General features: G+C 61.1%; 16 protein-coding genes and 1 pseudogene. 12 read left to right on the forward strand and 5 right to left on the reverse strand.

Translation table 11 applies throughout. The features are described 5' to 3' along the window. Positions 1-7: 7 nt before the first annotated feature. The 3 genes from HALAL_RS0113950 to HALAL_RS0113960 all read left to right on the forward strand — a co-directional run bounded on the left by HALAL_RS0113950 (position 8) and on the right by HALAL_RS0113960 (position 4717). Positions 8-2719 (forward strand): DEAD/DEAH box helicase, encoded by a 2712-nt coding sequence (locus HALAL_RS0113950; RefSeq protein ID WP_025274587.1) that lies wholly within the window; start codon positions 8-10, stop codon positions 2717-2719. 184 nt (positions 2720-2903) lie between these two features. Next, entirely contained in the window at positions 2904-3881 is a 978-nt protein-coding gene (locus HALAL_RS0113955) for a hypothetical protein (protein WP_025274588.1), read from the forward strand. 8 nt (positions 3882-3889) lie between these two features. Then, positions 3890-4717 carry a hypothetical protein gene (locus HALAL_RS0113960; protein ID WP_025274589.1) on the forward strand — a complete coding sequence of 276 codons (828 nt, stop codon included), beginning with the start codon at positions 3890-3892 and terminating at the stop codon, positions 4715-4717. A gap of 51 nt (positions 4718-4768) precedes the next feature. Here HALAL_RS0113960 and HALAL_RS0113965 read toward each other — a convergent pair whose 3' ends face one another. Next, on the reverse strand, positions 4769-5668 hold the full coding sequence (locus tag HALAL_RS0113965) for a 5'-3' exonuclease (RefSeq protein WP_051462988.1): 900 nt from the start codon (positions 5666-5668) through the stop codon (positions 4769-4771). A gap of 215 nt (positions 5669-5883) precedes the next feature. Between HALAL_RS0113965 and HALAL_RS0113970 the strand changes: the two genes are divergently transcribed. The 8 genes from HALAL_RS0113970 to HALAL_RS0114010 all read left to right on the forward strand — a co-directional run bounded on the left by HALAL_RS0113970 (position 5884) and on the right by HALAL_RS0114010 (position 13666). Continuing rightward, positions 5884-6657, forward strand: coding sequence for a transporter substrate-binding domain-containing protein (locus tag HALAL_RS0113970; RefSeq protein WP_025274591.1), 774 nt, complete (start codon positions 5884-5886; stop codon positions 6655-6657). Position 6658: 1 nt separating this feature from the next. After that, complete coding sequence (locus HALAL_RS0113975; protein WP_025274592.1) at positions 6659-7471, forward strand: amino acid ABC transporter permease; 813 nt, start codon at positions 6659-6661, stop codon at positions 7469-7471. Continuing rightward, on the forward strand, positions 7468-8217 hold the full coding sequence (locus HALAL_RS0113980; protein ID WP_025274593.1) for an ATP-binding cassette domain-containing protein: 750 nt from the start codon (positions 7468-7470) through the stop codon (positions 8215-8217). Before HALAL_RS0113975 ends, HALAL_RS0113980 begins: the two co-directional genes overlap by 4 nt. Before the next feature lie 243 nt (positions 8218-8460). Continuing rightward, a complete protein-coding gene (locus HALAL_RS18715; protein ID WP_156937752.1) occupies positions 8461-8637 on the forward strand; it encodes a hypothetical protein in 177 nt (58 codons plus the stop codon). Between the two features lie 4 nt (positions 8638-8641). Beyond that, the gene (locus HALAL_RS0113995; protein WP_025274594.1) at positions 8642-10231 is read left to right on the forward strand and encodes an amidohydrolase; all 1590 of its coding nucleotides are present in this window, start codon (positions 8642-8644) and stop codon (positions 10229-10231) included. A 353-nt stretch (positions 10232-10584) separates the two neighbouring features. After that, complete coding sequence (gene lnt / locus HALAL_RS0114000; RefSeq protein ID WP_025274595.1) at positions 10585-12366, forward strand: apolipoprotein N-acyltransferase; 1782 nt, start codon at positions 10585-10587, stop codon at positions 12364-12366. After that, positions 12363-13097 carry a polyprenol monophosphomannose synthase gene (locus tag HALAL_RS0114005; protein ID WP_025274596.1) on the forward strand — a complete coding sequence of 245 codons (735 nt, stop codon included), beginning with the start codon at positions 12363-12365 and terminating at the stop codon, positions 13095-13097. The genes lnt and HALAL_RS0114005 overlap by 4 nt, the downstream gene beginning before the upstream one ends. Beyond that, positions 13094-13666 carry an FxsA family protein gene (locus HALAL_RS0114010; RefSeq protein ID WP_025274597.1) on the forward strand — a complete coding sequence of 191 codons (573 nt, stop codon included), beginning with the start codon at positions 13094-13096 and terminating at the stop codon, positions 13664-13666. The genes HALAL_RS0114005 and HALAL_RS0114010 overlap by 4 nt, the downstream gene beginning before the upstream one ends. Positions 13667-13729: 63 nt before the next feature. On the opposite strand, the gene HALAL_RS0114015 is transcribed toward HALAL_RS0114010, so the two are convergent. Both HALAL_RS0114015 and HALAL_RS0114020 read right to left on the reverse strand, forming a co-directional pair. Continuing rightward, a complete protein-coding gene (locus HALAL_RS0114015; RefSeq protein WP_025274598.1) occupies positions 13730-14071 on the reverse strand; it encodes an RNA polymerase-binding protein RbpA in 342 nt (113 codons plus the stop codon). A 322-nt stretch (positions 14072-14393) separates the two neighbouring features. Continuing rightward, complete coding sequence (locus tag HALAL_RS0114020; protein WP_211240477.1) at positions 14394-15725, reverse strand: MFS transporter; 1332 nt, start codon at positions 15723-15725, stop codon at positions 14394-14396. A 233-nt stretch (positions 15726-15958) separates the two neighbouring features. Between HALAL_RS0114020 and HALAL_RS0114025 the strand changes: the two genes are divergently transcribed. Then, complete coding sequence (locus HALAL_RS0114025; RefSeq protein ID WP_025274600.1) at positions 15959-17323, forward strand: Hsp70 family protein; 1365 nt, start codon at positions 15959-15961, stop codon at positions 17321-17323. A gap of 11 nt (positions 17324-17334) precedes the next feature. On the opposite strand, the gene HALAL_RS0114030 is transcribed toward HALAL_RS0114025, so the two are convergent. Continuing rightward, a complete protein-coding gene (locus tag HALAL_RS0114030) occupies positions 17335-17895 on the reverse strand; it encodes a PadR family transcriptional regulator (protein ID WP_025274601.1) in 561 nt (186 codons plus the stop codon). Between the two features lie 121 nt (positions 17896-18016). Continuing rightward, positions 18017-19330 (reverse strand): annotated as a pseudogene (locus HALAL_RS0114035) (UDP-N-acetylglucosamine 1-carboxyvinyltransferase); the annotation flags it as partial. Positions 19331-19353: the final 23 nt, after the last annotated feature.

The raw sequence follows: 19353 nt of genomic DNA on the forward strand, positions 1-19353 counted from the left end.
TTGAGATATGGCCTCAGATGAACGAAGTCCCGCCGAACGTTATCGTGACAGCGCGAACAATCGCCGTTTTCCCCGGACGGAGCGTTTCAGCGCCGGTGTCTCCTTTCCGCTCGACGAGTTTCAGGTCGATGCCTGCCGCACGATGGAAAGTGGACACGGCGTCCTGGTATGTGCCCCCACAGGAGCCGGTAAGACGATCGTAGGGGAGTTCGCCGTTTATCTGGCCCTGGCGGAAGGACGTAAGTGCTTCTACACCACCCCCATCAAAGCATTGTCCAATCAGAAGTTCAACGATCTATGCGACGAACACGGTGAGGACCAGGTCGGCCTCCTGACCGGTGACACCGTGATCAACGGGGAAGCCCCGATCGTTGTCATGACCACCGAAGTCCTGCGCAACATGATCTACGCGGGTTCGTATACCCTCAACAACCTCGGATACGTGGTCATGGACGAGGTTCACTACCTGGCCGACCGCTTTCGTGGAGCGGTATGGGAAGAAATCATGATCGAACTCCCTCCCTCGGTGACGGTCGTCAGCCTGTCGGCGACCGTGTCCAACGCCGAGGAATTCGGCGCGTGGTTGGATTCGGTGCGGCCGGTCACCAAGACCGTCGTCTCGGAGACCCGCCCGGTTCCACTGTCACAACACATGCTGGTCGGCAACACACTCCTCGATCTCTTCGACGATTCGCAGGCCAATCGCCTCAACCCGGGCCTCACCAAGAAGATCGCCCGACAACAGGAGCGGGAATGGCGCCAGCACCGGCGCCGTCGACACGTCGATCGTGCGCGCGTGGTCGAACGCCTGGACCGGTCGGACCTGTTGCCGGCGATATACTTCATTTTCTCCCGCGTGGGGTGCGATGCCGCGGTGGAGGAATGCGTACGGTCGGGGATTCAACTGACAACGCCGTCCGAAGCCCAGGCGATACGTGATTACGCCACCGCCGCCACGGCTCATATCGAACCCGGCGATCTGCATGCGGTGGGTTTCAAACGCTGGGTCGACGGCTTGGCGGCCGGCTTCGCCGCACACCACGCCGGACTGCTTCCGGTCTTCAAAGAGGTGGTGGAAGCCCTCTTCGAACGCGGCGAGGTCAAAGTCGTCTTCGCGACCGAAACCCTGGCACTGGGGATCAACATGCCGGCCCGGACAGTAGTCCTGGAACGTCTGATCAAATACGACGGCACCGACCACGTGATGTTGACGCCTGGACAATACACCCAATTGACCGGTCGTGCCGGACGTCGCGGCATCGACGTCGAAGGCCACGCGGTCACGCTGTGGAGCCCCGACATCGCACCCAAACAGGTCGCGGGCCTGGCGACGAAGAGAACCTACCCACTCGATTCCTCCTTCGCTCCCTCCTACAACATGGCGGTCAACCTCATCGCCACGGCAGGACTGAAGCGCGCCGACGCCGTGCTGGCGTCCTCGTTCGCGCAATATCAATCCGATGCTCACGCCGTTCATATCGCGGAAAAGGCACGTGCACTGGGACGCAAAGTCGATCAGGAGGCCGCCGGAGCGGAGTGCGAAAAGGGCGACTTCCTGTCCTATTTCGAATTGACGAAGGAACTGTCACGCCTCGAACGGGCCGCTCAGAAGAAACGCAAAGGCCAATTGCGTGACGCGATGAAAGCCGATATGTCCGGATTGAAACGCGGCGACATCGTATGGCTCGGCGCGGGCCGCCGCTCGGGATGGGCGGTGTATTTGGAACACACCCGCCCACGCCGCAATCGCGGAGCCGAGGCCATCTTCCTGACCACCGACGGGCGAGCCACCGCCTACGCCCTGAAACGGTTGACCGATGTCCTGGTTAACGGTCGAATGCGGGTGAGAAAAGGATTCCGACGTTCTAACGTAGACGATCGAAACGAATTGGCCGCGGCTCTACGGGAAGAAACGAGCGACAAACCGCGCCCCACACGACGGGCAGGCAAAAGCCACGACCCGAAGATCGATGGACTGCGCAAAGAGATCAAACGACACCCGTGCCACAACTGCCCCGATACGGGACAGCACTCCTATCACGCGAGTCGGTGGTGGAAACTGCGCTCCGAGCGACAAAACCTGCAGCGCAAAGCGCAGAAGCGGGAAAACTCTCTGGCACGCCAGTTCACCAACGTCCGCTCCGTACTGATGGAACTGGACTACCTGAACGTGACCGGCGAGGGAGACGTCACGGTCACCGATAGGGGCCGTCTGCTACGCAACCTCTTCAACGAAGCCGACCTCCTCGTCGCACAGTGCCTGCACGACGGGGTCTGGGAAGGCCTGGAACCTCCGGCGCTGGCGGCGCTCGCCTCCACGGTGATGTACGAATCCCGGTTTGAGGAGGAGGACTTCTACGTCGCAGCACCCGGGATCATCGAAGAGCCTCTAGCGGCGACGCTGCGACGGTACGACACCATCAGCCGCCTGGAGCGCGCTCGGGGATTGGAGTTGACCTCGCGGCCGCAACGTGGGATCGCGTGGCCGATGTACCGCTGGGCCTCCGGGGAGGATCTGGCCGACGCGTTGCGGTCGTTCGAAGGGCCGAAGGCCATGCCCGGTGGAGATTTCGTGCGGTGGACGCGTCGTACTCTCGACCTCCTGCACCAGGTTGGTGAAGCCGCACGGACGATCGAAACCGACAGTGCACAGAAACTGGCGAAATCGGCCTTCGATGCGGTGGACGCGATGAAACGAGGTGTGGTCGCCGACCTGTAGGAGGTGGGGTCGGTACTGACCCTCGCTCCGGCAGTGACAGGACCGTATATCGCGACATTGAGGCTTTGTCGCGCAATTTGGGATTATTTCCGCATTGAGGATGAATAATCTCGTTTGCGCGCAATATTCGCCTTGTAACTTCTACGATGTGTACCAATCATGTTAACGCAGCGTAGGAGGAACAATGTGGACCACTACCGTCACGCGGCGAGGAGTGTTGTCTTCCGCGTTCGCGGCGCTGACGGCCTCCTCCAGCCTGGTCTACAGTGTATCGCCGGTGCCGGCGGCGGTACCTCCGTCTACCGTTCGGGCGGTCACGGCCGCCGGTAACGTGATCTACCTACTCAGCCAGACTTCCGTTGGAACCGTGCGCGTGCATACCGCACGCCGTTCCCTCGGCCGAATCGAAATACGGGACGAAACCGTTGTCGATTTCAACGACAACGTCATTGTCACCGATGTATCGGGGTCCGATTCCGAGCTCTGGATCGCCGGATTCAGCTGGAACAAAGGTGAATGGCATCGGTCGATTGATGCGCCCGAAACCCTTCCCGCCCATTGGCAACGGCTGGCGGGGGAGGCCGATCCCGACGCAGGGGAATCGAGACGGTATCGACAGTGGCAAAGTATTCCCGTGCTGGTGCGTTGGCGTCCAGGGCAACCGCCGTCGACGATTTCCCTGGGGTCCTTTCCCTTGCGTCAGAGCTATGTAGTGGCGGCTCATCATAATGGACGCGGTCGTGCCGGAGTTGTTGTGGCCGGCTGTCTGCAGGGCGACACGCAAACGGTGACGAGGGTCTACCAACTCGCCACCACCGACGCAGGTCGGTCGTGGCGAAGAAGAGTGATTCACAAGGATCCCGCCGAAATGCGCCACGTGTCGTCCGCCGCGGATGCGAACGGAAATCATGCGATCGTTGTCCCCACGGCGGACGGGGGTAGCACTGTGCATCTTGGCCGCCTTGGCCGTACGACGACGCAGCGCACATATTCACACCCTGAACGGCGATCGATAGGGGACGAACTCGTACTGCCAAGTATCGACGGTGGAGTATCGATGGTGGAGTCGACCGATCCGGCCATTCGGCTCTTGCCGGTAAACGGCTGGCCCCGGCGATATCTGACGGTGAGTCACGATCACCTCAGCGTCCAGGAAGCGTGAGGTCTCTCATGGCACATCAGACGTTCAACGACCCCTGGGGCTCTGGAGAATGCGAATCGGAACATGTCAGTCACAATTATGTCGAAAGAAGCAACTGGCAACTGTGCCACCGGATCGACTGGAACGGGCTTATCGGGGTCCATGGTGAGCGCCATGCCGAACGATTTCATCCGAACGCCTGGCGGCAACTGGGCCGTGTAGCACGCGACTTGGACGATTTGGGACGTCGCTTTCACCCCTCGGGCCGTTCCTATCCCCTGACATGGCTGGGTGACGTTGGCGTCAAAGTCTGTAAACCGGGCTGGCATCGGTTTGGACTGGCGGTGGATCTGTCCCGGATCAGTTGGGGTAGCCAATACGTGGATTTCAACGCGCACTGGCGCCCGAGCGTCGCGTCCCATCTACGACTCAGGTACCTCGCGGCCGTGGCCGTTTTTCGCTGCCATTTCGGAGTGGTACTACACGCCTACAACGATCCCGACGGCAGTCACGCCAACCACGTGCATCTTGACCGTAGTCGTCATGCTGTGGCATTGGCCAGGGATTACCTGAGCGATCAATCGATCATTCATTTGACCGCCAACTGGCTTCTGGGGCGTAACCTCCGAGTCGCAGAGGGATGGGGCGACGATACGGAGGCGGCCTATCAGGATTTGCTGGAATGCTTCGGCATGGCGTCCCGATCGGATAGTGACGTCGAGCTGGATCCACTGACACGAGCCGACCACTTCCGGATGCTGCTACGACTGATCGCCCGCACCGCATTCCATAATGCCGAGCCGGGGGTGTTCATCGTCCCCAGTACGCCGAACGCCGAGTCGCCCGACGAATCGTGACCAGGGGCGACGAGGCATGCGGTGGCAGGGTGAGGGAATATCAAGGCCATGTCAGGTTCCACCGCCACCGAAGGCAGCGGCGAGACGGTCAACTGATAGTTGAATTCCCCATTCCTCGGTGAGAGCGGCCAGCTGCCTGGAATCGGTCGGTCGCCGGGGAATTGTTCCGGCTACCTCTGGCAGGGCGACATCGCTGACGCACCGGGTCACCTGTTCGGCGCGTCGCAGGTAGTCGGAGGATTCGAGGACGGCGCTGTTCTGCCGACCCTTGAGCTCGCCTTGCTCCGCGGCAGCCACGACGGAATCGAGACTGGGATGCCGATTGACGATCGTGGCCGCACCTTTGTCACCGATTCCCGTCACTCCGGGGAGGCCGTCCGAAGCGTCACCTCGCAGGATGGCGAACTCCACATATTCCGCTGGGGAGACACCGAATTTTTCTTCCACGTCTTCGGCCCGGTACCGGCGCGCTTTGCTGATACCTCGCAACAAGTACACAACACTGGACCGCGCGGTGTCGTCCACCAGTTGAAAGAGGTCGCGGTCGCCGGTGACGACCACGACCTCGTCATCGGTGTTATGGCGCAGGGTGGCGATGACATCGTCGGCCTCGTAATCGGGATGTTCGGCGGTGGCGATTCCCCAGCTGCGCAGAATATCGGTGATGGCTTGAACCTGGTCGTCGAGTCCGTCCGGAGTGTCTTCGCCGCCGTCGCTTCCCACTCGAGCGGTCTTGTAGGTATCGATAAGCTCGACACGCCATTGTGGCCGCCAATTGCCTTCCAGGCAGCAGATCAGGCGGTCCGGCGAGTAATCACGTACGAGGGTGGCCAAGCCGTCGAGAAAACCACGGACCGCTCCGGAACGGCGCCCGTCAGGTGCGGTGATGGAACCGGGTAGCGCGTAGTACGAGCGGTACCAGAGACCGGCTGCGTCAATAAGCATCAACATGGCCCTCATTGTCTCATTGGGGTGTGACACTGTCTGGCAAAGTAATACAATATATATCGACATCGAGGTAGTGACCTCACGGTGGCACCGTTCATCCATCCGAATCGTCCACATTTGTCCGCGATGCGGGCCACACTATAGACCAGAATTTGCGATGATGCCTCAGCAAAATGCATAATTAAAACATCTATAGAATAGTTATTAGGAGATTGAGGATGACTTTTCCACGTGCGGCCGCTACGTTCGCAGCTGCGGCCCTGGCTGTGACCGCCCTTGGGGCGTGCGGCGACGATTCAAGCAATGATCTCACTGTATGCACCAACGTGCCTTTTGAGCCGTTTGAAATGCGCGAGGGAAACGAGATCGTCGGCTTTGACGCCGATATGATGCAGTTGCTGGCTGATCGCCTGGACAAGGATCTCGCGTGGGTGGAACTCGATTTCGCCGCCATTGAATCGGGTGCTGCGTTCAACGCCGGTCGCTGCGATATCGCCGCAGCCGGAATCACCATCAATGATGAGCGTGAAGAAAACCTGGGTATGTCGGACCCGTATTTCCGGGCCGACCAAGCTCTGGCGGTTGAGGACGGATCCGACATCGCATCTCTGGACGATTTGGATGGAAAAAAGGTCGGAGTGCAGTCCGCTTCGACGGGGGAGGCGTATGCCGAGTCCGTCGCGGAGGAATACGGATTCGAGGTGGTCAAGTACGACGACATGGGTACGGTCGCCAATTCCATGTCGGCCGGAAGCATCGACGCGTCGATAGCCGATCTGTTCAATTGGGAAGCCGTGGCCGAGGGCAACGATTTTGCCATCGCCGAGGAAATCGCGACGGACGAATACTATGGCTTCGCGGTCGACTCAGACGACGATGAACTGCTCGACGATGCGAACGAGATGATCGCGGAGGCGTTGGAATCGGGCGAGTACGGCGAGATCTACGAGCAATGGATCGGTGTCGAATACGAGGGGCAGCTGGACGAATAGCATGAGTGTCGAGACTGTCGCGCATCGTCGCCTATTGCCACGTCAACGTCGCGCACTAGTCCGTGGGCTTCAGTACGGCCTGTTCATCATCGTCGTACTCGTCTTGGCGTGGGTGGCGGACTGGAAGGACATCACCGAATCGTTCTTCCGAGTTGACATCGCCGCTGGAATGTTTCCCGCCGTATGGCAGGCTTTTTTCAACACCATTGCCTATACGGTGCTGGCCTTCATCTTCGGAATGATCGTCGGGGTCGTTATGGCCGTGATGCGGATTTCCGAGGTGGCGGTGTACCGGTGGTTCGCCGGTGCCTATATCGAACTGTTCCGTGGGTTGCCCGCCCTGCTGGTGTTGTTCTTGGTGGCATTCGGTTTGCCCCAAGCCTTTCCGGGAATGGATTACCCCGGCGGAATCTACGGTCAAGTCGCCTTGGGCCTTGGATTGACGTCGTCGGCCTATATCGCTGAAACTGTTCGTGCCGGTATCCAGGCGGTTCCGGCCGGTCAAATCGAGGCGGCCCGGTCGTTGGGAATGAGCCACATGCGAACGATGACGTCGATCGTGCTCCCTCAAGCGGTTCGCATCGTCATCCCGCCGCTGACGAATGAATTCGTCATGCTGACCAAGGACTCGTCCTTGGTCTACGTTGTCGGAGTGACGGCGACGACGATGGAACTGTCGAAGTTCGCCCGCGAGGAATTGACCTCAACGGCCAACGCCACCCCGTTGTTGCTGGGCGGCGTGCTGTATCTGCTGATCACCGTGCCGTTGTCGATCGTGGCGCGTCGTATGGAAAACAAGGGAACACGTTTATGAGCACACCACTGGTTCGCATTAACCAACTGCACAAACGTTACGGTGACCTGGAAGTGCTCAGAGGTGTACATGCCGACATCGACGAAGGCGAGGTCGTATGCCTGATCGGGCCGTCGGGTTCGGGAAAATCCACTCTCCTGCGTTGCGTCAATCTACTGGAGACGCCGACTTCCGGCAGCGTTGAGGCGGCCGGGCATCTCATGACCGATCGCGACGTGGACCTTGACGCGGCCCGACGCGATATCGGAATGGTGTTCCAGCAATTCAATCTGTTCTCTCACCTCACTATTCTGGACAATATCGTGCTGCCGCAGCGCCGCGTATTGGGACGTTCTCGTCGCGAGGCGGAGGAGAACGCGCGACGGCGGCTCTCTGAAGTGGGCATTGAAGGCAAGGAGTCGGCGAAACCCGCGCAGTTGTCGGGCGGACAGCAGCAGCGCGTCGGGATCGCCCGAGCGCTGGCGATGGAACCACGCCTGATGCTGTTCGACGAACCCACCTCCGCTCTGGATCCGGAGTTGGTGGGAGAGGTTCTGGCCGTCATGCGTCATCTGGCTGATGAGGGAATGACCATGCTCGTGGTGACACATGAGATGGAGTTTGCCAAGGAAGTCGCGGATCGCGTGCTCTTCCTGTCCGACGGGGTCATCGCCGAACAAGGCCCGCCGGCCGACGTATTGACGAATCCGCGAACGGAGCGGGCGAACTCCTTTCTCCACCGCGTCCTGCATCCGGTAGACGAGTGAGATTCCCGGGCCGTGTGCGCCATGTTCGTCGGCGACGGGACGGGAATCGGCTCGCGGCACTATGATGGCAACGGTCCCCAAGCGGTACGGAATCGCGATGCACGATTGCGACGGTCCCGGGACGGTCGTGAAGTCGTTGTTGCCGTGGAAGGCGTTCGATCGGGAGGTATGGGCTAGCGACCCTCTTCGAGAGGCCGATTGCGACTGCCGTTCACAGTTCCATCATGCGACGAGGGTGCACGTTTGACGATGATCGTGTGCCTCGTACGGAAGGGTGTTCCGGCAGAAGACGAAAACGAGCACCTCGCGCAGTGGATCCGTGCGGTGACGCGAGAAGAGGTCTTGCTGGGGGATATGATGCGGTTGTTTCCCTTGACGGCGACGACGGTTCTGTCGACTGAGGGAATCCTGGCACAATAGTGTCATGACGACATCTACCACGCTGTGGAGGGCCCGCAGCGTTTATACTGCAGCGGCCCCCGGAGCGAATGCGCTTACAGTCAACGACGGCATGATCACCTGGGTGGGGGACGCCGCCGACGCCCCGGCCGCCGATCGGGTCGTGGACTGCCCCGACACGGTTATCACCCCGTCGTTCGTCGATTCACACGCCCATGTCGCCGGAACCGGGGCGCGCCTGACCGGATTCGATCCCACCGGCGCGCGAAACGGCCCGGATCTCATGGATCGCTTGAACCGATATGCGCGCACGATCCCGGCCGACGCGGTGATCATTGCGCACGGTTGGGATGAAACCACCTGGGACGACCCGGAACTGCCGACCGCTGTGGAGCTCGAGCGCGCCGGCGAAGGACGTCAGGTGTACCTGTCACGTACTTGCGGCCACAGTGGAATCGCGTCGGCCGGACTCCTCGAAGCCCACCCGAGCCTGGTCGACTACGACGGCTTTGACTCCAGCGGAGTGCTCACCCGGCAAGCCCACCGCCAGGCACGCGCACGAGCCAATGCTTCGATCGGTCCCGAAGCCCGCCGTGCGATCTCCGAAGCGGCTCTGCGTCATGCCGCTTCTTTGGGGATCACCGCACTGGTGGAACACTTCATCCCCATCGACTCCGATCCATACAAGGAAACGGAATTCACCGATCTGATCGCGCTGGGGCGTCGCCCGGACCTCCCGGAGGTTTTCGGTTGGTGGGGAGAACTCAATGCCGCCGAGCGGGCTCGTGATTTGGGGGCCTACGGTTGCGGAGGTGATCTGTCGGTCGACGGATCCGTGGGGGCTCGCACCGCCGCGCTCCGCGATGACTACGCCGATGCGCCGGGGGAACGAGGCACCTTGTACTACTCGGCCGAACAGGTCGGTGACCATATCGTCAATTGTCACCGTTTCGAAATGCCGGCCGCATTCCACGCGATCGGCGACGCCGCCATCGACACCGTACTGGCCGGATTCGATCGTGCCGCTGAGAAGGTCGACATTGCCGACTTGAGAACCTATCGTCACCGCATCGAACACGTCGAACTGTTGAGTGAGTCCAACGCGGCGGCCATGGTGCATTATGGACTACACGCATCGGTGCAACCGGCCTTCGACGCCACCTGGGGAGGGAAGAGCTCGATGTACGCCACTCGTATGGGCGAAAAACGGGCCCTGGCGGCGAACCCCTGGTCGCATATGTACGGAGTGGGAATTCCCTTGGCGTTCGGTTCGGATTCACCCGTCACCGACATCGACCCGTGGGGAGGCGTACGAGCCGGAACCCACCACCACAATTCCTCACAGAGTCTCTCCGCGGAGGCTTCCTTCGCCGCGGCGACACGCGGCGGCTGGCGTGCGGTGGGACGCGACGACGTCGGCGTACTCGCCCCCGGATTCCAAGCGGACTTCGCGGTGTGGAACTTGACGGACGACACTCTCACCGAATGGAGTGATCCACGCACACCCGAACCGACGTGTCAGGTCACCGTGGCCGCCGGCGAAGTGATTCATGAACTGAGCCAACCTCGAAAATTACAGTTATGTCAGCTTGTGCGGCATCTGCTGTTAAGCTGAGAGGCCGACCCGCTTCAACGTAGAGTAGACTTCTGCCTTACCGTTGAAGACGTCCTCGTTGCTGTCATTCGGACCAGACACCCGGTCAGCAGCGAACGTCGGGGGCGACTCGACTTGCTTTGCTTCCACGCAAACTGGACAGAGGTGGCGGCGCCGGCCGCACCGCCACCAGCGGCCAGGTCCAGCGCGCGTGGTTCGGCGGAGCGGGCGAGCGGTCGCCGAAGGTGAAGGGTCACGGACAGACGGGGCCCCTAGACAACAGTGCGACGTCAGTCAGCCAGGCGGCTGCGCACTGGTCCGAAGGTCACGGCTGAAAGTCTCCGTTCACCACACACAGGGACTGGGAGAAACCCGTGTATCAGGGGCGTAGCGCTCTCAAGCTACGCCCCTTTTTCCTGCCTCAACGGTTTCTGAACGACAGTCATACCGCCGCTCCGCACCCTGCCTGTATCCTTGTCGAACAACACTCCAACACCCGGCAGAAGGACACCATGGCCAACAACCTCGCCTCGAACGACGCTCCAACCGAACCGGCCTCCCCGCCGCGTACACTCCGGAGACTGGTCAACCGTTGCACTACGACCGGCGCACTGGGCCGGCGCCTGAACCTCGCCGTCGCCATCGGGGTAGCGATCGTCGCCGGGCTCGTCGGAGTGCTCGCCTTTCCACCGTACGGACTTTGGCCCCTAGCCGTCATACCCGTCATGGGACTGAGCATCGCGGTCCACCGCCACCGCGCTCGAGCGGGACTGGGAATCGGATTCCTCGCCGGAATGGCCTTCTTCCTTCCGCTGCTTGCCTGGTCGTCCACCCAAGTCGGACAGTGGCCCTGGATATTTCTCAGCGCACTCCAAGCACTCTTCATCGGCCTCCTCGGAGCCGCGCTCGCCGCGTCCAGTCGACTGATCGACCGGCACGTGGCGCTCTGGCCGTTGGCGATCGCGCTGGGCTGGAGTGGTCAAGAAGCTCTACGCGACCGGCAACCCTTCGGGGGATTCCCATGGGGACGTCTGGCCTTCAGCCAAGCCGACGGGCCTCTGGTCAACTACGCCTGGCTGGCCGGTGCACCGATCGTCAGCTTCATCGTCGCGATTATCGCCGGTTACCTCCTGCTGCTCCTCTGGCGTCGGCGTATCGTCGCGCCCCTGGCCGTAAGCGCGGCCCTGATCGCCGGTGGCCTGGTCCTACCCAACCTCGCTCAGGAACCCGGGGGAGATACCGTCAACGTCGCCGTGGTACAGGGAAACGTCCCGCGTATCGGCCTTGACTTCAACGCCCAGCGACGTGCCGTACTGGATAATCACGTGCGTGGCACCCTGGATCTCGCCGATCGTGTGGAACAAGGGGACAGCCCACAACCCGACATGGTGATCTGGCCGGAAAACGCCTCGGATATCGACCCGTTTCAGAACCCCGACGCCGCTGAGATCATTCAAGACGCCGCCGACACGATAGACGCTCCCATCTTCTTCGGGGCCATCGTCACCGACGACGACGGATCACTGACCAACACCTCGGTGGTGTGGGAACCCCAAACCGGGGTATCGGACTCCTACACCAAACAGCATCCGGTGCCGTTCGCCGAATACGTTCCTTATAAGGACTTCTTCCGGACCGTCGCCTCGTGGATCGACGACCGGATGGCGGAGGGAATCGACGGTGTCAACGGTTTCCGGCCGGGAGAAGGCCCCGCTCACGTCAACGTCGACGATACCGTCGTATCCGGAATCATCTGCTTCGAGATCGCCTACGACGGCCTGGTCACCGATTCCGTGCGCAACGGCTCCGAGATCCTCGCCGTTCAAACGAACAACGCCACCTTTGACAACGCGGAAGCCACCCAGCAACTGGCCATGGTACGGCTTCGCGCCATTGAACACGGCCGAGACTCGCTCATGGCCTCCACGGTCGGCGTATCCGCCTTTGTCGACCACACCGGAGCCGTCCACGATCCCGCGGCCTTCAACACCCACGCCATCCTCGAACGCCAACTCACCACGTCCCAACACACCACACCGGCCACCAAGCTTGGGCAAATCCCCGAAGTGGTTCTCATCGTCGGCGGGATTGCCTTGCTAAGCTGGGCCGTCGTCCACAATATCCAGCACCGTCGACGTGAGGCCGTACCGGAATGAGACGTTTGGTAATCATCCCCACCTATAACGAAACCGCTACCCTCGAACCGATCGTGCGACGGACACGTCGAAACGCGCACAACGTCGACGTGCTGATCGTCGACGACAACTCGCCGGACGGAACCGGACGCCTTGCCGACCGCCTCTCCGCCGCCGATCCCGCCGTTCACGTCCTGCACCGAAGCGAGAAAACCGGCCTTGCGGGAGCGTACCTCGCCGGTTTCGCCTGGGCCGTCGCACACGACTACCACCAGGTCGCCCAAATGGACGCCGACGGCTCTCACAATCCCGCCGATCTCCCGCGGCTGTTCAGAGCGCTCGCCGGGTCGGATGTGGCGATCGGATCGCGCTATGTTCCCGGCGGGGGAGTATTGCACTGGCCATGGCACCGCCGGGGATTGTCGCGCGCCGCCAGCGTCTATACGCGGGGCATGCTGGGAATCTCCACCAAAGACGTCACCGCCGGATTTCGCGCCTGGCGTACCGACTCCTTGTACGCCCTGAATCTGGATACAGTTGAATCAGTGGGATACTGCTTTCAGATCGACCTGACGCGCCGCGCGGTGCAGGCGGGCCAGCGCATAGTGGAGATACCGATCGTCTTCACCGAACGGCGGCGGGGAACGTCGAAAATGACGCCGCGAATCGCGTGGGAGGCGGTTCGCAATGTCAGCCGATGGGGCTGGTCCCATCGAACGCAACAATTGAGACCGCAAGGACGACGCTCATGAACCCACAATCCCCGTCGGGGCAGCAGCCTCAACGTGCTCCGTTCGCCATCCGTGCCGTGATCGCCGGGTGGGTGATCGCCGAATTTCTGGCCTTCTTCGTACTGGTGGTCAGCATCGGGCCCGGCTGGAGCGTCCTGGCATTGCTGGGAACCTCTGTGATAGGGGCAGTCGTCCTCGGTTCACTGGGGCGGCGGTCGATGGAGGCGATGCGGGAGGAATTCCGAGCCGCACAAAAAGCGGAAGGTCGACAAGCTCCGGTTCACATGGGTCCGCTACCCAACGGCTCCGCCGTCGCGGGAGCACTCCTGCTGCTTCTACCCGGGTTCGTCACCGACCTCGTCGGCCTCGCCCTGATCCTTCCGCCCACTCGCGGCTTGTTCAAGCCCCTGGTCAAGCGTTTCACCCCGAAACAACCCACGCCGTCGGCCGGGACGGAAAACGACGACGTCATCGACGGAGAGGTGATCTCCGAACATGACGGCTCCACCGCACCAAAGGACCCCGAAGAACGACATGTCATCGAAGGCGACATCGAACCCCCGGACGATGACTCCGGCCCACGGCGATGACCGACCGTTGAACGTGAAAAACCCGGGTATCAGTCGATACCCGGGCACTCACGTCGATACGGTTTACACTTCGCCGCGACGAGCGCGCATTTGCTCCAGACGCTCATCGAGAATGTCTTCCAACTCCTCCATGGAACGCCGTTCCAGCAACATGTCCCAGTGCGTGCGCGGCGGCTTGGCCTTCTTCGCCTCCGGTTCATTACCGTCAACCAGCTTGGCGGAAGAACCGTCGAGGCGGCACTCCCACGTCGTCGGAATCTCAGCGTCGGCAGCGAAAGGCACCTCGAAACGGTGACCTTTCGGGCATACGTAATCACGGCTCTGTCGGGGAGCCAATTCAGTGTTTCGGTCCGACTCATAGCTGACCGCGCCGAGACGGGAGCCTCTCAGCATACGTTCGCTCATATTCCCCTGCACTTTCCCTTCGAGCATTGCTTGTATCGGCATCCGCACCCAACGGCGCTGATGGGCCACTACAACCGCTGGTCAATGGATCCGATTCGGCGCGTACGCACCCTACGGCAGCCATAACCCGCCGCTTCAATACAACAACACAGACCGTGGAATTGTTTCCACCGCGTCGCCGAGGTACACGTGACCCCGGCAACTGATCCCGACTGTTCAGGATACTACCCACCCGGCCATATGACCCACCGGTCAAGTTTGGCGGGCCTTGGCCCAAAAACCAAGTCTATCGCCCAACCGTGTGAGAAGATTCGTAGCTTCTCTAAATCCGACTGGGCACCTCATTACCCGCCGCCACGATCGCGCGTCGCATCGGGACCAGGGACAATAGGACAAAACCGACGACGAAAAAGACCGCGATACCCAATATCCCCACTCGCATACTACCGGTGGATTGCACCACAACCCCCAGCATCAAAGGACCGATCCACGACGTTCCCCGGTCGGCGATCTGATAAATCCCGAAATACGCGGCCTCCCTCCCGGAAGGAATCAGCTGAGTGAACAGCGAACGCGACAGTGCCTGCGTACCACCCATGACCAGACCGAGCGCCACACCCAAGAGAAAGAACGGATACACCTCACCCACCGGCAGCCAGAACGCACCGACCACCACCAAGGTCCAACCCGCCAAACCACCCAGAACAGTACGGTAGGCGCCTACCCGCGAGGCGATGAACCGCATCGTATACGCTCCGGCGAAATTCACAAACTGCACCAGCAGAATCGCCAACGTAACCGTGGAGCTGTCCAAGTTCAACTCCAGATCCGCATACGACGACACCATGACCAGCACCGTCGAAATCCCGTCACTGTAAAGCAAAAACGCCGCCAAGAACAACAACGTGGCCGGAGTCGCCCGCAACTGCACGAACGTCGACTTCAACTGGGCCCACGTCGACCCGGCCGCCTGTGTGGGAACCGGTCGGTCCCGCAGACCCCGGATCACCACAATCGTCCACCCGGCCCACCACAGGCCGGTGGCCGCCATGCCCCATTGAATCGCGGTGAACTCGTCGATCCCCAATTGCGCGGCGAAATTAATGGACAGAACGTTCAACGTCAAAAACACCGCCGCCGCCAAATACGCCCAAGCCCACGCCGTAGCCGACAAGCGGTCACGCCCGTCAGCTCCTACCAGGAGAGGTAGGAAAGAGTTGTACACGACGATCGAACATCCATAACTGACGTTCGCCACAATGATCAATACGATCATCACCTGATACCGTGTCGAATCCGGACCCAGCAACAACAACGACGCCACCGCCAGCGAACCCACCGCCGCGAAACCGGCCAACATCCACCGTTTATGCGAAGAACGATCCGCCCGAGCGCCTACCACCGGCTGCAAAACCACCGTCAACAGCACGCTGATCGACGTCGTATACGCCCACAAAGACCCGATGGGAACCGGCAAACCGAAAAAGGACACTTCCACATTGGAACACTCACCAGAACCACACCCCGCGGCGTTCGACGCCAAGCGCGACAGATAAAAAGTGCCCAGTACCGTCATCACGGTGGTAATGAACGGCTGATTAGCCCAGTCATACACCACCCAGGCAAAACGTTCCCTCCGAGTCGACTGAGCCACCGGCACCCCGGACATCGCAACCCACTTTCCCACGCAAACGTCGACGAACGGGCCCCCGACAATCCGGCCGCACGACCGGAGCACCAAGGACCGCTCACATTCTGACACGAACGCTGACACCGGTGACGGGCCGCACTGCCGCTCCCGGTGATCTCACCTCGTCGCAGCAGGGAGGGTGTGGAGCCGTCGCGAGGAACCAGTATCTTGAAACGAGCGAAGGAGAGAAGAGAGACATGCATGTTATCGGGATGGACTTTGGAACCTCAAACAGCGTCGCGGTGCTGCGCGCACCCGACGGACGTACGCGCTCGCTTTTGATCGATGGACATCCGATCCTTCCCAGTGCGCTTTTTTGTAATAGTGACGACCAGATTCTCGTGGGGCGCGCGGCCGAACGCGCGGCGAATTCGGACCCTTCACGTTTTGAACCCAATCCCAAGCGCCGGATCGATGACGGGTCCATTTTTCTTGGGCTCAATGAAATTCAGGTAGCGGACGCCATAGCCCACGTTCTGAGTGAGATCGCGTCGGAATCGACCCGGCAACTGGGCCAGCGTCCCGCTGAGGTACGCGTGACCCATCCGGCTCGCTGGGGACAGCGTCGGCGCACGATCTTGTCGGAAGCGGCCGTGCAGGCCGGGTTCCAGCCCCCTACGTTGATTCCCGAGCCGGTCGCCGCGGCGTCCTACTTTACGACGGTTCTCGGCACCGAGATTGCGCCGGGGCGTTCTCTTGCCATCTACGACCTCGGTGGGGGAACATTCGACGCCACTGTCGTACGCCGGACGCAAACCGGTTTCGAAGTACTGGCCGAGGAGGGCGTCAGCGACATCGGCGGCCTCGATCTGGACCACGCTATCGTGGAGCACCTGGGATCGGTGTACGGCGTGCAGCAGCCGGAAGAGTGGGAGGCGTTGACCAATCCCACCGATCAGAGTCATCGACGGTATCGGCGTTTGTTGTACGAGGATGTTCGCGCTGCGAAGGAGAACCTGTCGCGTTCGAATAATGCGGAGATACATTTGCCGGCCTTGGAGATCGATGCCCACCTGACCCGGTCGGAGTTTGAACGGGCGGCTCGGCCGAAGTTGGCGGAGACGGTGGACTGCCTGGGTCGGGCGATCTCGGCCGCCCGTCTGCGGCCGCAGGACCTGGTCAACATCTTTCTTGTGGGCGGTTCCTCCCGCATCCCGATGATCTCGCAGCTGATTCACGAAAAGCTGGGAGTTCCGGCGCAAGCGTTTGAACAACCGGAGACGGTCGTGGCCGAAGGAGCGGTCCGCGCGTCGTCGGCACCGCCACCGCCGTCCTCCGCACCCGCCGGACCGGTTTCCGGCGGTACACCGCAAGCGTCGGCGCCTCCGGCGATGCCGCAGTCTCCCGGTGCGGGTATGCCCCCGGGAGGCGGTCAGATGCCCGCTGCGGCACCTGGGAACCCCATGCCGGCCCCTCCTCCCATGCAGTCGGCCTCTCCGCAGGGGCCGCCGCGATCCGGAAAGCGGCCGCTGCATCAAGAACCGGCGGTGTTGGTAACGGCGGCCATCGTGGCCATTTTGATCGTCATCTTCACCGTGATCATCATTCTTCGCTCGACCTAGTCAGGGGACCGCTAACTCTGTTTGGGCGTAGAGACGAGCCCGGCGCGGCGTTCGAGTTCGGTGGCAAGCTGTTCGAGCCACTCGCGTTCAACGCCGTTTCCCGAGCGGTGGATTTTCACCAGCCCAGCGCGGAATGGACCGTCGACCTCGTCGTTGGGGACGGCGTTGCCATTCCGGTCATAGAACAGGGTTGGCTCGCCTCTGAGGAAGTCAAGCCGTTGACGTAGGACTATGGCTTGCTCGGCCGGGTTATCGAGATGATGCAGAAACGCCAGAAGAATGTACCAGCGATTGTCATCGGTGATGAACACCGGCGTCGGATCTCGAAGCCAGCGTCTCAGTTGGTCGGTACCGGCTTGCGTGATTTCCAGCATGTGTCGAGGTGCGGAGACGGTCCCGGGGGCGGTGCGGCGTGTGAGCAGGCCGTTGTCCTCTAGTCGTTTAATCGTGGGGTAGAGGGTGCCGTCCGCGATGGGACGCACGTGGCCGGCCAGGGCGGCGACGCGCTGCTTGAGGTCGTATCCGTGCAAGGGGTAGTCTCTGAGAAAACCCAGAATGGCCGTTTTCAACACTGCTTTCTCCTTAAATATACAATATATATCGCCTTCGAGGTATTCTACCTCATCCTCTCTCATTTCCCGCAACCCAATCTGCAAAAAACAAACAGGCAGCGGCACAGCCGCTACCAAATCCCTAGGTGAACGGTTCTATGCGGGCGCCGATGGTGACGAGACGATTGGCCAGCTGTTCGTATCCGCGGCGAATGACGTTGATATGCCGAAGTTCAGAGGTCCCATTGGCGCTCAACATCGCTAGTAGGAGGACGACGGCGGGACGCAGGGCCGGTGGGCAGATGATTTCATTGTTCAACCACCGGGTAGGGCCGGTGACACTCACGCGGTGTGGATCAAGCAGCTGTACCTGGGCTCCCAACCGGGTGAGCTCGGTCAGATAGATAGCGCGGTTCTCATAGACCCAGTCATGAACCAGGGTTGGACCGTGTGCGCACGCGGCAATCAGGGCAAAGAACGGGAGGTTGTCGATATTGAGCCCGGGGAACGGCATGGGGTGGATCTTGTCGGTCGGAGCATAGAGATCCGATTGAAATACACTGATATCAGTGAGCCGCGTTCGACCGTTGGCGGCGGCGTACTCTGGCGTGGTATCGAATCGCAACCCCATCTCTGTGAGTACGGCCAACTCGATTTCCAGAAATTCGATCGGGCAACGCCGAATGGTGAACTCCGATTCGGTGACGATGGCGGCCGAAATGAGGCTCATCGCTTCAATGGGATCTTCCGAGGGGGAGTAGTCCACATTGGTGTTGATCTCGTCGCGTCCGGTAATTGTTACCGTCGTGGTGCCGATTCCGTCAATGTGCACTCCTAGTCGGCGGAGATAGAAGCAGAGATCCTGGACCATGTAGTTGCAGGAAGCATTGCGTATTACGGTCGTGGCGGGATGGAGGGCCGCGGCCATGATCGCGTTTTCGGTGACGGTGTCTCCCCGTTCGGTCAAGACGATCGTCTTATCGCGCGCCTGTGCGTCCTTCTTAACCGTCGCCTGGTAACTGCCCTGAGTGCAGGTGACGTCCAAACCGAAATGACGCAAGGCGGCCAAGTGCGGCTCCACCGTTCGGTCTCCCAATTCGCAGCCACCCGCGAACGGCAACGAGAACTCCGGACGATGGTGCAGCAAAGGCCCGAGGAACATAATGATCGAACGGGTCCGTCGGGCCGCATCGACGTCGATGTTCTCCAGATCGAGTTCGTCGGGAACGCTGATGTCGATATCGCCCTGGGTTCCCAGCCACTCGTATTCCACGCCCATGCTCGCGAGCACCCGCAGAATGCGATGCACTTCCTCAATGCGTGCCACCCTTCGAAGCACGGTCCGACCGCGATTCAGGAGGGCCGCGCACAACAGAGCGACTCCCGCGTTCTTGGAACTCTTGACATCAATCGCGCCGGTCAGCGGTGCTCCACCGTGGACCCTCAGGTGCAGCGGTTGGGTGTCGGGGGCATTCTTGA

Origin of the sequence: Haloglycomyces albus DSM 45210, from assembly GCF_000527155.1 — a bacterium.
Taxonomy (GTDB): Bacteria; Actinomycetota; Actinomycetes; order Mycobacteriales; family Micromonosporaceae; genus Haloglycomyces; species Haloglycomyces albus.

Coding starts and splice junctions, on each gene's coding strand:
- HALAL_RS0113970 (WP_025274591.1), top strand. CDS start 5,884: ATGACTTTTCCACGTGCGGCCGCTACGTTCGCAGCTGCGGCCCTGGCT.
- HALAL_RS0113950 (WP_025274587.1), top strand. CDS start 8: ATGGCCTCAGATGAACGAAGTCCCGCCGAACGTTATCGTGACAGCGCG.
- HALAL_RS0114025 (WP_025274600.1), top strand. CDS start 15,959: ATGCATGTTATCGGGATGGACTTTGGAACCTCAAACAGCGTCGCGGTG.
- HALAL_RS0113960 (WP_025274589.1), top strand. CDS start 3,890: ATGGCACATCAGACGTTCAACGACCCCTGGGGCTCTGGAGAATGCGAA.
- HALAL_RS0114005 (WP_025274596.1), top strand. CDS start 12,363: ATGAGACGTTTGGTAATCATCCCCACCTATAACGAAACCGCTACCCTC.
- HALAL_RS0113965 (WP_051462988.1), bottom strand. CDS start 5,668: ATGTTGATGCTTATTGACGCAGCCGGTCTCTGGTACCGCTCGTACTAC.
- HALAL_RS0113975 (WP_025274592.1), top strand. CDS start 6,659: ATGAGTGTCGAGACTGTCGCGCATCGTCGCCTATTGCCACGTCAACGT.
- HALAL_RS0113955 (WP_025274588.1), top strand. CDS start 2,904: ATGTGGACCACTACCGTCACGCGGCGAGGAGTGTTGTCTTCCGCGTTC.
- HALAL_RS0114015 (WP_025274598.1), bottom strand. CDS start 14,071: ATGAGCGAACGTATGCTGAGAGGCTCCCGTCTCGGCGCGGTCAGCTAT.
- HALAL_RS0113980 (WP_025274593.1), top strand. CDS start 7,468: ATGAGCACACCACTGGTTCGCATTAACCAACTGCACAAACGTTACGGT.
- HALAL_RS0113995 (WP_025274594.1), top strand. CDS start 8,642: ATGACGACATCTACCACGCTGTGGAGGGCCCGCAGCGTTTATACTGCA.
- HALAL_RS0114010 (WP_025274597.1), top strand. CDS start 13,094: ATGAACCCACAATCCCCGTCGGGGCAGCAGCCTCAACGTGCTCCGTTC.